This window comes from Streptomyces sp. NPDC055506, assembly GCF_053643595.1.
This window is the reverse complement of the sequence record NZ_JBSHKH010000002.1, coordinates 77,366-92,668: the sequence shown is the minus strand read 5'-3', so window position 1 is coordinate 92,668 and position 15,303 is coordinate 77,366. Positions and strand designations below refer to the sequence as shown.

Below are 15,303 nucleotides of genomic sequence, written 5' to 3'. Positions count from 1 at the left end.
TGGGTCGCGTTCCGCCATCGCATCACCCATATGAGTGATGTCACGGGTAAGTGGCCAGGGTCACGGGTGTTTTCGCGTGTCCCCGGTAGTCTTTAGCGAGAGTAATGAGTTACGCTAAAGAACATGCCGGACCTCAGCCATGGCGACGATGTAGCCGCCGTGAACTCCCTCCGATCCGCCGTGATGCGGCTGTCCCGTCGGCTCAAGCACCAGCGTGTCGACGAGTCGCTCAGCCCCACCGAGATGTCGGTGCTCGGCACCCTGTCCCTCTGCGGCAGGGCCACGCCGGGCGAGCTCGCCCGCAAGGAACACGTCCAGCCGCCGTCGATGACCCGCATCGTGGCGCTGCTGGAGGCGAAGGGGCTGGTCCGTCTGGAGCCGCACCCCGAGGACCGGCGCCAGAAGGTCGTGACGCGCACCGAGCAGGCGGAAACGATGCTCGAGGAGAGCCGCCGCAAGCGGAACGCGTTCCTGGCCACCCTGGTCGAGGACCTCGACGAGGACGAGTGGGCGAAACTCCGCGCCGCCGCCCCCGTGCTGGAGAAGCTCGCGCATCTGTAAGCCGTATGTCGCAAGGAGGCGAACCCTTTGAGTTCGGGACCCGGAGCAGCTTCCGTCCCCGCACCTGATCCCCACGATTCCCCGCCCGCCTCCGACCCGCCTCCCTCCGGCCCGCTCCCGCGCAAGTCCTCGATGTTCTCCTCCCTGAAGGTCAGGAACTACCGCCTGTTCTTCCTGGGGCAGGTCGTCTCCAACATCGGCACCTGGATGCAGCGCATCGCCCAGGACTGGCTGGTCCTCAGCCTCACCGGCTCCTCCGCCGCCGTCGGCATAACGACCGCGCTGCAGTTCCTGCCGATGCTGCTCTTCGGCCTCTACGGCGGTGTCCTCGTCGACCGGCTGCGCAAGCGGCCCACCCTGCTCGTCACCCAGTCGTCGATGGGCCTCACCGCCCTCGCCCTCGCGGTCCTCACCCTCACCGGCCATGTCCAGGTGTGGCACGTGTACGTCGCCGCCTTCGCGATGGGTCTGGCCACGGTCGTCGACAACCCGGCCCGGCAGTCCTTCGTCTCCGAGCTGGTCGGCCCCGGGCAGCTGCAGAACGCGGTCAGCCTGAACTCCGCCAACTTCCAGTCCGCCCGCCTGGTCGGCCCCGCCGTCGCGGGCATACTCATCACCGGCGTCGGCACCGGCTTCGCCTTCCTCTTCAACGGACTGTCCTTCGTCGCGCCGCTCGCCGGTCTGCTGCTGATGCGCGCCCGTGAGCTGCATGCCGTGGAGCGCGCCCCACGCGGCAAGGGACAGCTGAGGGAGGGCGTGCGCTATGTCACCGGCCGGCCCGAGCTGATCTGGCCGATCGTCCTGGTCGGCTTCGTCGGCACCTTCGCCTTCAACTTCCCCGTCTACCTCTCGGCCTTCGCGGACGACGTGTTCCACGCGGGCGCGGGCGCCTACAGCATGTTCAACACGCTGATGGCGGTCGGCTCCGTCGCGGGCGCCCTGCTCGCGGCGCGGCGCGGTACGGCCCGGCTGCGGCTGCTGATCGCCGCCGCCATGGTCTTCGGTGCGCTGGAGATCGTGGCGGCGACGACGCCGACATTGTGGCTGTTCGCCCTGCTCATGGTCCCGCTGGGCCTGTTCGGCATGACGGTCAACGTCACGACGAACACCAGCATCCAGATGTCCACGGACCCGGCCATGCGCGGCCGTGTCATGGCCCTCTACATGATGGTCTTCCTCGGCGGCTCCCCGGTCGGCGCCCCGATAGTCGGCTGGATCACCGACACCTACGGCGCCCGGGTCGGCCTGGCGGCCGGTGGTGCGATGGCGGTCGCCGCCGCGGCCGTGATCGGCCTGATCCTGGCCCGCGTCGGCAATCTGCGCCTGTCGGTGGGCTGGCACCACGGCCACCCGCGGGTGCGGTTCGTCCCCCGGGAGCAGCCGGAGGCACTGGCTCCGGCGGCGTAGGGGCGTAGGGCGGAGTAGTCCCGGCCTCAGTCCCGGGGGAACTCGCCGGTCTCGAGGACGAGCCCGACCACGGTGCCCGTCAGGTCGATCTCGTCCCCGAAGTCCAGGCTCAGCTCGCCCCGGTACTCGCCGTCCTTGGGCTTGGTGTGCAGATGCCAGCGGCCGGTGTACGGGTCCACGATCAGGTACACCGGCACGCCGGCCGTGGCGTAGGCGTCCTTCTTGGGGCCGTAGTCGTTGGCGGCGGTCTTCCTGGAGATGATCTCGGCGACGAACTCGACGTCCTGGTAGCGCCACAGGCCCTTCTCGTTCTTCACCGCTCCCTCCGCCATCACGGTCACGTCGGAGGCGAAGCCGTTGAGGTGGCCCGGGTAGTCGACGCGGACGTCGGACTTCACGCGCTTGCGCGGATACTTGGCCCGCAGCTGCTCGACGATGTCCAGAATGATGTCCCAGTGGGTGTCCCGCTGAGGCGCCATGAAGATGTTCCCCCCGACGATCTCGACCTTGTAGCCCTCGGGGACCGGCATCGTCTCCACCCACTCGAACATCATGTCGAGGGTGAGTTCGCCGCTGCTGTCGGCCATCTCGATCCTGTCGTCAAGGACGGTCATCGTGGCGCTCCTCCCCGGCCGCATCCGCGGATGAATCCGGCCGCGCGGTACAACGATACGCACGGTGACCGGGACACGCCCGGCTCCGGCGCGTGCGGGCCGGGGGCTACACCCTGCGGGCCAGTAGTTGCCCGGGCCAGTCGTTCTCGCCGACCGTGAAGGCCTCGGCGCGGGTGAAGCCGTTGGCCTCGTAGTAGCGGACGAGCTTGCCGTCGTCGCCTGCGTAGCAGTCCACCCGGAGGAGGCCCACCCCGGCGCGGCGGGTCTCCTCGGCGGCGTGCGCGAGGAGCGCGCTGCCCAGGCCGTGGCCCTTGAAACGGCGGTCGGAGGCCAGCCAGTGGATGTACCGCTCGGGTTCGCCGGGCGGCGCGAGACGGGCCAGGTAGGCGCCGGGCGAGTCGGTGAGGGTGAGGGTGGCGGCCGGAACGCCGTCGGCCTCGGCGAGGTACACGCTGCCTTCGCCCATGTACCGGCCGACCGACTCCACCGTCTTCGGGCTCTGGGACAGGGGCTTCGTCCCCCACTGCCCCGTGCGCCCCTGTGAGACCAGCCACTCCACACAGCTGTCGAGCATGCCGAGTATCGCGGGAATGTCGTCGGGACCGCCTTCTCTGATGCTGATCTCCATGGCCTCATGGTGCCAGGCTGGGGCCATGAGACTCTTCGCCGCCGTGCTGCCCCCCGATGAGGTGATCCGTGAACTCGGTGTCGTCGTGGACGGGTTGCGAAAGCTCCCCGGAGCGGACGGGATGCGTTGGACCGGGAGGGCCGGCTGGCACTTCACGCTCGCCTTCTACGGCGAGGTCGACGACGGGCTGGTCCCGGAGCTGTCGGCTCGGCTGGAGAAGGCCGCCCGCCGTACTGACGCCTTTGCGCTGGCCATGCGGGGCGGCGGTCAGTTCGGGCACGGCCGGGCGCTGTGGGCCGGGGCCGAGGGCGATCTGGCGACCCTGCGGCTGCTGGCCGACCGGGCCGAGGCGGCGGCGCGGAAGGCGGGGGTGCCGATGGGGGAGCACCGGCGGTACAAGGCCCACCTGACGATCGCCAGGAGCCGGGAGGCGCGGGACGTACGAGCGTATCTGGACGCCCTGGCCGGGTTCACGAGCCGGACCTGGACGGTGGGCGAGCTGGCGCTGGTGCGGAGCAATCTGCCGACCTCGGGGGTTCCGGGTGAGCAGCCCCGGTATGAGGCGGTCGGTCGGTGGGCGCTCGGGGGTGCCGGTTAGGCTCGGTGCCGTGGACCCGAAAACCCGTAACCGGATCATGGCCGGTGTGCTCGTGCTGATGTTTCTCGTTGTCGCCCTGGCTTCCGCGCTGGGGAGGTAGGAGGGCGCGCCGGGGGGAACTGCGGTCGCCTTCCGGCTGCGGGCCGGTGGGGGGCTGGTTGCGCAGTTCCCCGCGCCCCTTTCAGGGGCGCTACCAGGCGAAGGCCTCCGGTGACGGGCCCGGGCCCGGGAAGATCTCGTCGAGGCCGGTCAGGAGCTCCTCGGACAGCTCGAGGTCGGCCGCTCGCAGGGCGGAGGCGAGCTGCTCGGCCGTGCGCGGGCCGACGATCGGGCCGGTCACGCCCGGGCGGGTGAGCAGCCAGGCCAGGGCGGCCTCGCCGGGCTCCAGACCGTGCTTGTCGAGCAGGTCCTCGTAGGACTGGATCTGCGCGCGGGTGGCGGGGTCGGCGAGGGCGTCGGCCGCGCGGCCGGAGGCACGTCGTCCGCCCTCGACCTCCTTCTTGAGCACGCCGCCCAGCAGACCGCCGTGCAGCGGCGACCACGGGATGACGCCGAGACCGTAGTCCTGAGCGGCCGGGATGACCTCCATCTCGGCACGTCGCTCGGCGAGGTTGTACAGGCACTGCTCGCTGACCAGCCCGATGGTCCCGCCGCGCCGGGCGGCGATCTCGTTGGCCTGGGCGATCTTGTAGCCGGGGAAGTTCGAGGACCCGACATAGAGGATCTTGCCCTGCTGGATCAGGACGTCGATCGCCTGCCAGATCTCGTCGAAGGGGGTGTCCCGGTCGATGTGGTGGAACTGGTAGACGTCGATGTGGTCGGTCTGGAGCCGCTTGAGGCTGGCGTCCACGGCCCGCCGGATGTTGACGGCGGAGAGCTTGTCGTGGTTGGGCCAGGCCGGGCCGTCGGCGCCCATGTTGCCGTACACCTTCGTGGCGAGGACGACCTTGTCGCGCCGTCCCTCGCCCTTGGCGAACCAGTTGCCGATGATGCTCTCGGTACGGCCCTTGTTCTCGGCCCAGCCGTACACGTTGGCGGTGTCGAAGAAGTTGATGCCCGCGTCCAGCGCCGCGTCCATGATGGCGTGGCTGTCGGCCTCGTCGGTCTGCGGGCCGAAGTTCATGGTGCCGAGGACGAGCCGGCTGACCTTGAGTCCCGTGCGTCCGAGCTGCGTGTACTTCATGCTGCCCAAGCCAACGTCTTGAAGTGCGCTCGAGGCAAGCACGCGTGTAGGTCAGCGTGCTGTCTCGTCGGGGCCGGCGCTGTGGCGACGCCGGACCGCGCAGTACAACGATCCGCACGGTGACCACGACAAGGGGATGCGCGCACATGCCAGAACGGCCCGACACCCAGCACCTCGTCGAACGGCTCCTCCACCGCACCCTCCCCGACACCCTCCTCGGCATCTACCTCCACGGCTCCGCCACCCTCGGCGGACTGCGCCCGCACAGTGACATCGACGTCCTGGCCGTCGTGAAGGAGCCCATGACGTACGCCCAACGCCGGGAGGTGGTAGGGGAGTTGCTCAAGGTGTCCGGTGTGGACGGGCGGCGGTACGTCGAGTTGATCGTCGTCGTGCGGGACGATGTGCGGCCCTGGCGTTACCCGCCCATCTGCGACTTTCTCTACGGCGACTGGCTGCGGGAGGAGTACGAGCGTGGGGTGGTCCCGGGGCGCGAGCCCAGCCCCGACCTCGCGCCTCTCCTCACCATGGTGCTGCTCGCCGATGCCCCGCTCCACGGGCCGCCGCCCGCCGAGCTCCTCGATCCCGTGCCGCACGCCGACCTCAGGCGGGCCGTCGTCGCCGGTGTGCCGGATCTGATGGCCGAGCTGGACTCCGACACCCGCAACGTGCTGCTCACCCTCGCCAGGATCTGGTCCACCCTCATCACCGGGGACATCCGCTCCAAGGACGCGGCGGCCGTGTGGGCGCTCGAGCGGCTGCCCGCCGAGCACCGGCCCGTGCTCGCCCGTGCCCGAGCCGTCTATCTCGGGCAGGAGGACGAGCGTTGGGACGACCTTGCGCCCCGGGCCTGCGCGGAGTTCCTGGTCCGGGCGATCACCGGGAGTTACTCCTCGTAGGGCTCGCCCAGGTCCCACGCCTGGTACATCGCCTCCGCGAACGCCGCCGCGATCTTGTGCTCGCCGCTCGAGCCCGGGTGCGTGCCGTCGTAGGTGTCGGTGGGGATGTCGTACGACGGCGGGGTCGAGGCCAGGAGGATGGGGGAGCCGGGCTCGTCGAGGTCCGCGGCCGTCTTCGCCAGCAGTTCGTTGAAGCGGGCGACCTCGGTGGCGAACGCCGTGTCCGTCTGGGCCCGTACGTTCGGGGTCACCGGCAGCCACACCATCCGCACCCGCCGGTTCGCCGCCCGTGCCTCGGCCGCGAAGGCCCGGACGTTCTCGGCGGTCTGCTCCGCGTTCGTGTAGAAGCCCAGGTCGATGAGGCCCAGGGAGACCAGGAGAACGTCGGCGCGGTGCTTGCGCACCGCCTCGCCGATCAGCGGGGCCATGTGCAGCCAGCCCTCGCCCCAGCCGGCCAGATGGGCGCGCGGGAAGTCCGGTTCGGCGTAGGCGTACGACGTCGGGGCCTCGTCGAGCTTGTCGTAGAGCGTCTCGCGCGGGCCGACGAGGGTGAAGGGGCCGCCGTAGGAACGGCACAGGTGCTGCCAGATCCGGTAGCGCCACGTGTGTTCGCCCGTGCTTCCGATCGTCATGGAGTCACCTACGGGCATGAACCTGAGCATCCGCTCATCATGGAGGATCACGGGAGGCTCGGGCCGCCGGACGGGGTGTGAGTCGGGCCACGCGGGACGGCGGCGGACCGGGGGCTGACCCGGCGGCCGTCCGTGAAGCCTCTCGCCCGTGATGCGTCTCGCCCGTGATCCGTTGTGCCGATGAACCGCGGAGCGGGATGGCAGTCTTGGGGCATGCGCAGACCGTTCGCCTTCCTCGCCGCGGCTCTCCTCGTGGGCGCCTTCGCCGTGCCCGCCTCCGCAGCCGACGGTGACGAGGAGTTCACGATCAAGGATCCGCGCATCACCGAGTCCAGCGGCCTGGCTGCCTCCCGTCAGCACCCCGGCATCTACTGGACGCACAACGACAGCGACGACGGGGCGTATCTCTACGCCGTGGACAGCGCGACGGGCGAGACCGTCGCCACGATCACCATGGCCGGTGTGGGCAGCCCGCGCGATGTCGAGGCCATCTCCATCGGGCCCGACAACCAGATCTACGTGGGCGACATCGGCGACAACCTCGGGGGCAGCTGGCCGTATGTGTGGATCTACCGGCTGCCCGAGCCGAAGAACCTGCGCGACCAGACCGTCCGGGCCACGCAGTACGTCGTGAAGTACTCCGACGGCGCGCGGGACGCCGAGTCGCTGGTCGTGCACCCGAAGACCGGCCGCGTCTACATCGTCGACAAGAACGAGAAGGGCGGGCACCTCTACGAGGGGCCGGCCGAACTCTCCCCCTCCGGGTCGAACATCTTCCGGCCCGTCGCGGCCGTCCCCGACCTGGAGGCCACCGACGCCACGCTCTCCCCGGACGCCGAACAGCTCGTCGTACGCAGCTACTTCGGAGCGATCGCGTACGACTGGAACGGCGGGAAGATCAAGAAGAGAGAGCGGCTCGGGGTGCCGTTCCTCGGGCAGGGGGAGTCCGTCACCTACACCGCCGACGGGAAGAAGCTCATGTACGGCGCCGAGGGGGCCGACAGTCCCGTGGAGCCGCAGGACGCTCCCGGGTCCGGTGGGTCCGGCTCGCCCTCCGGCAGCGGCAGTTCGGCCGCCTCGGACGGTGGCGACGGTGACGGGCTGAGCGGGAATCTCAAGAACGGCGCCATCGCCGTCGCCGTGGCCGGTGCCGCGCTGTTCGTGCTGCGGGGGCTGAGGCGACGGCGGCGGTAGGGGGAGCCCGGCAGTCCTAGGGCCTGTCGTTTGGATCAGGTCGCAGGAAAGAGACGGTGCTGTTCGGCGCCGGTGAGCGGGGCTTGGCGCGTGCAGCTGCAAGGCGGAGGAGGGAGTCGACGCGGAGCGTCGGCGAGTGACGACAACGCGGCAGATGTGCGTGCCAAGCTCCGCGTCTGCGGCGTGATCCAAACGACAGGCCCTAGGTGGCCGACCGGCCGCGTCGTTCCACCAGGACCTCGAGGCCGTCCAGGATCCGCTGCAGCCCGAACTCGAAGTGGTCGAAGTCGGACCCGAAGCTGTCCTCGGAGAGTGAGGCCATCACCGGGTAGCGGCCGGAGGCCATGGCCTTCTCCAGGACCGGCACCTGTGCCTGCCAGAACTCGGCGTCCGTCAGGCCCGTCCGGCGCTCCGCCTCCCGCTCGTACAGCTGTGTGCGCGCGGCTCCGACGACGTACCCGTCGATCATGATGACCGCGGAGACCAGCTCGGGATCGGTCAGCCCCATCGGGCGGATCCGGGTGAGGATCTTCTCCATGCCGTCGACGGCGCTCGGGCCGAGAACCGGGCGGGACTGGTTGACGTGGAGCAGCCAGGGGTGGCGGCGGTAGAGGGCGAGGGTCGTGCGGCCCAGTGCCTCCAGGGCGGCGCGCCAGCCGCCGTCGCCGAGGTCGGACGGGTTGTCGGAGCGGCGCTGCACCCGGTCCAGCATGAGGTCGAGCAGCTCGCCCTTGCCGGGGACGTACCGGTACAGCGACATGGTGCCGGTGCCGAGTTCGGCGGCGACGCGGCGCATGGACAGCCCGTCCAGTCCCTCGGTGTCCGCCACCTGGACGGCGGCTTCCACGATCCGGTCCAAGGTCAGCGTCGGCTTGGGGCCCCGGCTGGGGCGGCGGCCGGTGTCCCACAGCAGTTCGAGGGTGCGGGCGATATCGCCGCTGCCGCTGGTCTCCGTACTGCCCGCACCACTCGTCATGGGCCCAGCTTAGAGGCCGCCACAAAAACTGGGTACGCCGTACGCGTAATCGGGTACGCTGTACTCAGTTCAGAGACCGGTGAAGTGCGGGCACGGGAGGGGCGGCATGGACGGATACGCGGTACGGGCCGAGGCGCTGGAGAAGCGGTACGGCGAGAAACGCGCCCTCGACGGCTTCGACCTGGCCGTGCGCGAGGGCACGGTGCACGGCCTGCTCGGGCCGAACGGGGCGGGCAAGACCACCGCCGTGCGCATCCTGTCCACGCTGATCCGGCTGGACGGCGGCAGCGCCACGGTCGCCGGTCTCGACGTGGCCCGGCAGCCGCGCGAGGTCCGGGCCCGGATCGGGCTCACCGGGCAGTACGCGGCGGTGGACGAGGTGCTCACGGGCCGGCAGAACCTGGAGATGTTCGGCCGGCTGTTCCATCTGGGCGGCAAGCGGGCCAGGGTCCGGGCCGGTGAACTGCTGGAGCAGTTCGACCTGGCCGACGCCGCCGACAAGGGCGTGGGCAAGTACAGCGGCGGCATGCGGCGCCGCCTCGACCTCGCCGCGTCGATGATCCTCGCCCCCGCGGTCCTCTTTCTCGACGAGCCGACGACCGGTCTCGACCCCCGCAGCCGTGGCGAGGTCTGGGAATCCTTGCGGGCGTTGGTGGCGGGCGGTACCACCGTGCTGCTGACCACGCAGTACCTCGAGGAGGCCGACAAGCTGGCCTCGCACATCACCGTCATCGACCAGGGGCGGGCCATCGCCGACGACACCCCGGACGGGCTGAAGAACCTGGTCGGCGGCGACCGGATCGAGGTCGTGGTCGCCGAGCGGGCCGAGATCCCGCGGGTGGTGAAGGTGGTCGCCCGGGTCACCGACGGCGAACCCGAGGCGGACGAGACCGAGTTGCGGGTGCACGCCCCGGTCGCAGACCGGGTCACGGCGCTCACCGAGGTGGCGCGGACCCTTCAGGACGAGGGTGTCCGCGTCGAGGACATCGGGCTGCGCAGGCCGAGCCTCGACGATGTGTTCCTGCGCCTGACCGGACACCGGACCGAGAAGGAGGCCACGGCGTGAGCGCCATCGACCTGAGCACGCCGAGCGCGCGCGGCGGCACGTACTGGCTGCTCGCCGACTGCTGGAACATCGTCCGCCGCGGCCTGACCCACTACCAGCGCCAGCCCGTCAACATCGCCTGGCAGCTGGGCTTCCCGATCCTGTCCGTGCTGCTCTACGGCTATGTCTTCGGCAGCGCGATGAAGGTCCCGGGCGGCGGGAACTACCAGGACTTCCTGATGCCGGGCATGTTCGCGATGACCATGGCGTTCGGCTTCATCAACACGGCGACCGTCGTGGTCTACGACTCCACCAAGGGCGTCATCGACCGCTTCCGCTCGATGCCGATGTCTTCCTCGGCGGTGGTGGCCGGGCGGGGCGTCACCGATCTGATCGTCGCCTGCGCCGAGTTGGCGATCATGATGCTCACCGCGCTCGCCATGGGCTGGCGGCCGGATGGCGGACTGGGCTTCCTCGGCGCGTTCGGGCTGCTGCTGTGGCTGCGCTTCTCGCTGATCTGGATCGGCGTGTGGCTCGGCCTGATCGTGCCCAACCCGGAGGCGGCGGGCGGCCTGTTCGCGGTGGCCTTCCCGCTGACGATGATCTCCAGCATCTTCGTCGCGCCGCAGCTGATGCCCGACTGGCTGGGCTGGGTGGCGGTCTGGAACCCGATCTCCTCCACGGCGGCGGCGACCCGCGAGCTGTTCGGCACGCCGGTGGGCGGTGACACCTGGGTCGAGCAGCACGCGCTGCTGATGTCCGGGGTGTGGCCGGTGATCCTGACGGCGATCTTCCTGCCGCTGGCGGTGCGGCGGTTCAAGAAGCTGAGCCGTTAGACCCGAGCGCCGCACACCTCCCGGAGTCTTGACGTGCTCATGGTGCGTCAGTTTCCTGGGAGGTGCGCGGCGTTATGGGAGCGCTCCCATTCGATTCCGGGGCCGCGCCTCCCCGAGAGGAAGCAGCCACATGTTCCGCACTCTGCGTAGAGCGCTGTGTGTTGCGGCGGCGCTCCTGTTACCGCTGGCCGGCATGGAGTCGGCCCGCGCCGACGCCGACGTCGAGGTGAAGGCCGGAGCCGGCTACTGGCACACCAGCGGGCGCCAGATCCTGGACGCGGCCGGAGCGCCCGTCCGGATCGCCGGCGTCAACTGGTTCGGCTTCGAGACCGCCAACCACGTCGTCCACGGCCTGTGGGCCCGCGACTACAAGAGCATGATCGACCAGATGAAGTCGCTGGGCTACAACACCATCCGGATGCCCTACAGCGACGACATCCTCAAGCCGGGCACCATGCCCGACAGCGTCAATCACGACGGCAAGAACACCGACCTGCGGGGCCTGACCTCGCTCCAGGTCCTGGACAAGATCGTGGCGTACGCCGGACAGGCCGGACTCAAGATCGTCCTCGACCGGCACCGGCCGGACGCGGCCGGCCAGTCCGCCCTCTGGTACACGGCGTCGGTCCCCGAGTCGACCTGGATCGCCAACCTCAAGGCCCTCGCAACGCGCTACAAGGGCAACTCCACCGTCGTCGGCATCGACCTGCACAACGAGCCCCACGACCCGGCCTGCTGGGGCTGCGGCGACACCTCCCGCGACTGGCGCCTGGCCGCCCAGCGCGCGGGCAACGCCGTGCTGTCGGCCAACCCCGAGCTGCTGATCATGGTCGAGGGCGTGCAGTCGTACAACGGCACGAACGGCTGGTGGGGCGGCAACCTCATGGGCGTGGCCCAGTACCCGGTCCAGCTCGACGTGCCGAACCGGCTGGTGTACTCGGCCCACGACTACGCCACGTCGGTGGCCCAGCAGCCCTGGTTCAGTGACCCGTCGTTCCCCGCCAACATGCCGGGGATCTGGGACAAGTACTGGGGCTACATCTTCAAGCAGAACATCGCCCCGGTGTGGCTCGGCGAGTTCGGTACGACGCTCCAGTCGACGGTGGACCAGAGGTGGCTGTCCGCGCTGGTGACGTACCTGCGGTCGACGTCGGCGAACGGCGCCGACAGCTTCCACTGGACGTTCTGGTCCTGGAACCCCAACTCCGGCGACACGGGAGGCATCCTGAAGGACGACTGGCAGACCGTGGACACCGCGAAGGACGGATACCTCAAGGCGATCAAGGCGCCGGGTTTCGCGGGCGGCGGTTCCGGGCCGGACCCGGGCGGGCCGGGTGACCCCGGCGGCCCGGCCGCCTGCACCGCCGCCTACACGGTGAGCAGCGACTGGGGCGGCGGCTTCAACGCCGAGGTGAAGGTGACCAACACGGGCAGCACGCCACTGACCTCGTGGAAGGTCGCCTGGACCTGGAGTGGCGCACAGCAGGTCACCAGCATGTGGAACGCCTCGTACACACAGAGCGGGGCGAGCGTGACGGCGGTGAACGCCGCGCACAACGGGAGCGTGCCGGTGGGGGCTTCGGCGAGTCTCGGCCTCGGGGGCGCGCCCGGGGGCGGAGCGGTGCCGACGGTGAGCTGCACGGCGACCTGACGTCGGGGTGAGCGGGGCGCCCGGTGCTCGCCGGGCGCCTCGGCTGACCGGCGGCCCGGCGGCGGCGTACGCTGACATTTATGGCGCCTGACCGTGCCAATGGAGGGCAAACAGGGCAGGAACCGTCGAGCGATCCGAGCCTCCCGGTGTTCGTCGACTCCTCCGGCAGGCGTGCGCGCAATCTCCGCCGCGCCGGCTACGGACTGGCAGGCTGCGCGGCGGCCTATATGGCGGTGCTGGGGCTGAGCCTGATGGGAGCGACGCCCTTCGCGCCGGGGGCGCTGCTCCCCGGCGATGTGGCGGCGCCCGCCGCGCCGAACGACCGGACCCCGGGCGGGACGCCCCTGGCACCGCCCGTCGACGCCTCGGACGCGGCCGGCCCCAGCGCCCTGCTCGTCCCGGGGCTCACCGGGCCCGGTCCCTCCCTGGACCCGCCCCTGGTGGCCGGGAGCGTGCCGCCCGGCGCACCGGAACCTTCCGACAACCCGGAACCGCAGGAGGCACCGACGCAGGAGCCCCCCTCACCGGAGCAGCCCGCCGACCCCGACGAGCCCGCCCCCGAACCGGACCCGGACACCACCGAGCCCTCGCCCCCGGCCCCGCCCTCACCCGCTCCGCCCACCACCGCCCCACCCGCCCCACCGGCCCCACCCGCCCCACCGGCCCCACCCACCCCACCGGCACCTGAGCCCACAGCGCCGGCGCCCAGCCCGTCGGCACCGTCCGGTGTCGCGGAGACGCCCCCGCCCGCCGACCCCACGGTGGCCGAGGCCCCCTGATGCGGCGGCGCCCCGACCGGTCACCCGACCGCTCATCGAGGTCGCCCGGTCCGCGCCGGACCCGAGCGCCCCTGGCGCCGCGGCACCGCTTCCGTGTCGTCGTCCCCTTGGTCCTGCTGGCCTTCGTCGCCTCGGTCCTCCTGGTCGAGGGCTACACCACCAGAGGCTTCGCCGGTGACCAGGAAGGGCGCGGCGGACGACCGGCCACCGGCGTCCCCCGCTCGATCTCGGGCGGCGGCCCGGTCGTCGACACCACCGACGACCGTCCGCGCACCTATCGCACGCCGGACAAGACCGTCGTCCTGACCTTCGACGACGGCCCCGACCCCACCTGGACGCCCCGCATCCGGGCCGTGCTCGACCGCTACGGAACGCCCGGCACCTTCTTCGTCACCGGGCAGCAGACCGCCCGGTACCCGGACGTGCTGCGCCGGGTGGTCCGCTCTGGCCACGAGATCGGCGTGCACACCTTCTCCCACCCGGACCTCACCACCCGGTCCGCGAGCGACATCGACCGTGAGCTGTCGCTGACCCAGCTCGCCCTCGCCGGGGCCGCGGGCATCCACACCTCGCTGATGCGGATTCCCTACTCCTCGACCCCCGCCGCCCTCGACGCCCCGGAGTGGTCCCTGGTCCGCCGCCTGGGCGAGAAGGGCTACGTCCTGGCGTTCATCGACCAGGACACCAATGACTGGCGGCGGCCGGGCGCCCGGGCGATCGCCGACGCGGCCACCCCGGCCGCGGGCAGGGGCGCGGTCGTCCTCCTGCACGACGCGGGCGGGGACAGGTCGCAGACGGTCGAGGCCCTCAAGACCCTGATCCCCCGGCTGCAGGCCCAGGGCTATCGCTTCACCACGCTCGCCGAACTCGTCGGCGCCGACACCCTCACCAGCCCCGTCGACACGGCGGACCGGTGGAGCGGCCGTGTCTTCGTGGCCGCCGTCACCGTGTCGGCGACGGCGATGACGGCCGTCAGCGCGCTGCTGCTGGTGGTCGGTTCGCTCGTCCTGGCCCGGTGTGTGCTGCTGCTCTTCCTGGCCCGTCACCACGCCCGCCGCCACCGACGGCGCCCCGGCACGGGCGGGCCCGGGCCCGTCACCCGGCCCGTCAGCGTCGTCATCCCCGCCTACAACGAGAGGCTGTGCATCCCCAAGACGCTCCGCTCCCTCGCCGCGAGCGACCACCCCGTCGAGATCATCGTCGTGGACGACGGTTCCCGCGACGGCACCGCCGACCTCGCGGAGTCGCTCGCCCTGAAGAACGTCACCGTCGTCCGGCAGCCCAACAGCGGCAAGCCCGCCGCCCTCAACGCCGGTGTCCTGCGGGCCTCCCACGACCTCGTCGTCATGCTGGACGCCGACACCGTCTTCGCGCCCTCGACCGTCGGCCGCCTCGTCCAGCCGTTCGCCGACCCCCGCGTCGGCGCGGTCGCCGGCAACGCCAAGGTCGGCAACCGGCGGCGGCTGCTCGGCCGGTGGCAGCACATCGAGTACGTCATGGGCTTCAACCTCGACCGCCGCATGTACGACCTGCTGCACTGCATGCCCACCATCCCCGGTGCCGTCGGGGCGTTCCGCGCCGAAGCCCTGCGGGACGCCGGGATGGTCAGCGCGGACACCCTCGCCGAGGACACCGACCTCACCATGGCCCTGCACCGGGCCGGGTGGGAGATCCGCTACGTTCCGGACGCGCTCGCCTGGACCGAGGCGCCGTCCTCGCTGCGGGAACTGTGGCGCCAGCGCTACCGGTGGAGCTACGGCACGATGCAGGCCGCGTGGAAGCACCGGCACGCCCTGCTCGAGCGCGGCCCCGCGGGCCGCTTCGGCCGCCTCGGCCTGCCCCTGCTGGCCGTCTTCCAGATCTTCACCCCGCTGCTCGCCCCGCTGATCGACATCCTGGCCCTCTACGGCCTGGTGTTCGGGAACCCGCTCACCACCGTGCTCGCGTGGTGCGGTGTGCTGGCGGTGCAGGCCGTCTGTGCCGCGTACGCCTTCCACCTCGACGGCGAGCGGCTGTGGCCCCTGTGGGCGCTCCCTCTTCAGCAGGTCGTCTACCGCCAGGTGATGTATCTGGTCCTCACCCAGGCCTGTCTGACCGCGATCAACGGCTACCGGCTGCCCTGGCAGCGGCTCAAGCGCAGCGGAGACGTGATGCTGCCTCCGCAGCCCTCCACGCGCCGGACCTGAGCGGGCCCCGGCGGCGTCCTACGGCCGGGCGGCCGTTCGGGTTGAGTTGCCCGGCCGAGGGGGCGTGAGTCTTCCTCCCGGGCACTTTTCCGCTCAAGGTGTGATCATGAAAAC

At 71.0% G+C, this 15,303-nt stretch carries 15 protein-coding genes; 10 read left to right on the top strand and 5 right to left on the bottom strand.

The window, feature by feature from the left end:
- The first annotated feature begins 123 nt into the window (after window positions 1–123).
- Together ACWIF2_RS01260 and ACWIF2_RS01255 are read left to right on the top strand one after the other, a co-directional pair.
- Window positions 124–561 carry a MarR family winged helix-turn-helix transcriptional regulator gene (locus tag ACWIF2_RS01260; RefSeq protein WP_215120700.1) on the top strand — a complete coding sequence of 146 codons (438 nt, stop codon included), beginning with the start codon at window positions 124–126 and terminating at the stop codon, window positions 559–561.
- A 27-nt stretch (window positions 562–588) separates the two neighbouring features.
- Window positions 589–1,968, top strand: coding sequence for an MFS transporter (locus ACWIF2_RS01255; protein ID WP_454357937.1), 1,380 nt, complete (start codon window positions 589–591; stop codon window positions 1,966–1,968).
- Between the two features lie 26 nt (window positions 1,969–1,994).
- Here ACWIF2_RS01255 and ACWIF2_RS01250 read toward each other — a convergent pair whose 3' ends face one another.
- Window positions 1,995–2,582, bottom strand: a complete 588-nt coding sequence (locus ACWIF2_RS01250; RefSeq protein ID WP_454357936.1) for a Uma2 family endonuclease — start codon at window positions 2,580–2,582, stop codon at window positions 1,995–1,997.
- A gap of 106 nt (window positions 2,583–2,688) precedes the next feature.
- Entirely contained in the window at window positions 2,689–3,210 is a 522-nt protein-coding gene (locus ACWIF2_RS01245) for a GNAT family N-acetyltransferase (protein WP_454357935.1), read from the bottom strand.
- A 25-nt stretch (window positions 3,211–3,235) separates the two neighbouring features.
- Between ACWIF2_RS01245 and thpR the strand changes: the two genes are divergently transcribed.
- The gene (thpR, locus tag ACWIF2_RS01240; RefSeq protein ID WP_454357934.1) at window positions 3,236–3,808 is read left to right on the top strand and encodes an RNA 2',3'-cyclic phosphodiesterase; all 573 of its coding nucleotides are present in this window, start codon (window positions 3,236–3,238) and stop codon (window positions 3,806–3,808) included.
- A gap of 190 nt (window positions 3,809–3,998) precedes the next feature.
- On the opposite strand, the gene ACWIF2_RS01235 is transcribed toward thpR, so the two are convergent.
- On the bottom strand, window positions 3,999–4,991 hold the full coding sequence (locus ACWIF2_RS01235) for an aldo/keto reductase (protein WP_454357933.1): 993 nt from the start codon (window positions 4,989–4,991) through the stop codon (window positions 3,999–4,001).
- Window positions 4,992–5,137: 146 nt separating this feature from the next.
- Here ACWIF2_RS01235 and ACWIF2_RS01230 point away from each other — a divergent pair, with 146 nt between their 5' ends.
- On the top strand, window positions 5,138–5,890 hold the full coding sequence (locus ACWIF2_RS01230) for an aminoglycoside adenylyltransferase family protein (RefSeq protein ID WP_454357932.1): 753 nt from the start codon (window positions 5,138–5,140) through the stop codon (window positions 5,888–5,890).
- Here ACWIF2_RS01230 and ACWIF2_RS01225 read toward each other — a convergent pair.
- Window positions 5,878–6,552: a GDSL-type esterase/lipase family protein gene (locus tag ACWIF2_RS01225; protein ID WP_454357931.1), complete on the bottom strand. Its 675-nt coding sequence runs from the start codon at window positions 6,550–6,552 to the stop codon at window positions 5,878–5,880. The two genes, ACWIF2_RS01230 and ACWIF2_RS01225, sit on opposite strands and share 13 nt — an antisense overlap.
- Before the next feature lie 183 nt (window positions 6,553–6,735).
- Between ACWIF2_RS01225 and ACWIF2_RS01220 the strand changes: the two genes are divergently transcribed.
- Window positions 6,736–7,716 carry a WD40 repeat domain-containing protein gene (locus ACWIF2_RS01220; protein ID WP_454357930.1) on the top strand — a complete coding sequence of 327 codons (981 nt, stop codon included), beginning with the start codon at window positions 6,736–6,738 and terminating at the stop codon, window positions 7,714–7,716.
- 202 nt (window positions 7,717–7,918) lie between these two features.
- On the opposite strand, the gene ACWIF2_RS01215 is transcribed toward ACWIF2_RS01220, so the two are convergent.
- Window positions 7,919–8,692, bottom strand: coding sequence for a TetR/AcrR family transcriptional regulator (locus ACWIF2_RS01215; RefSeq protein WP_454357929.1), 774 nt, complete (start codon window positions 8,690–8,692; stop codon window positions 7,919–7,921).
- A 106-nt stretch (window positions 8,693–8,798) separates the two neighbouring features.
- On the opposite strand from ACWIF2_RS01215, the gene ACWIF2_RS01210 reads away from it, so the two are divergent.
- The 5 genes from ACWIF2_RS01210 (at window position 8,799) to ACWIF2_RS01190 (ending at window position 15,189) form a co-directional block, all read left to right on the top strand.
- A complete protein-coding gene (locus tag ACWIF2_RS01210; protein ID WP_454357928.1) occupies window positions 8,799–9,758 on the top strand; it encodes an ATP-binding cassette domain-containing protein in 960 nt (319 codons plus the stop codon).
- Window positions 9,755–10,573 (top strand): ABC transporter permease, encoded by an 819-nt coding sequence (locus ACWIF2_RS01205; protein ID WP_454357927.1) that lies wholly within the window; start codon window positions 9,755–9,757, stop codon window positions 10,571–10,573. The genes ACWIF2_RS01210 and ACWIF2_RS01205 overlap by 4 nt, the downstream gene beginning before the upstream one ends.
- Window positions 10,574–10,703: 130 nt before the next feature.
- Window positions 10,704–12,224 (top strand): cellulase family glycosylhydrolase, encoded by a 1,521-nt coding sequence (locus ACWIF2_RS01200; protein ID WP_454357926.1) that lies wholly within the window; start codon window positions 10,704–10,706, stop codon window positions 12,222–12,224.
- A gap of 80 nt (window positions 12,225–12,304) precedes the next feature.
- Window positions 12,305–13,003, top strand: a complete 699-nt coding sequence (locus tag ACWIF2_RS01195; RefSeq protein WP_454357925.1) for a hypothetical protein — start codon at window positions 12,305–12,307, stop codon at window positions 13,001–13,003.
- Window positions 13,003–15,189 carry a bifunctional polysaccharide deacetylase/glycosyltransferase family 2 protein gene (locus ACWIF2_RS01190; protein WP_454357924.1) on the top strand — a complete coding sequence of 729 codons (2,187 nt, stop codon included), beginning with the start codon at window positions 13,003–13,005 and terminating at the stop codon, window positions 15,187–15,189. The genes ACWIF2_RS01195 and ACWIF2_RS01190 overlap by 1 nt, the downstream gene beginning before the upstream one ends.
- Window positions 15,190–15,303: the final 114 nt, after the last annotated feature.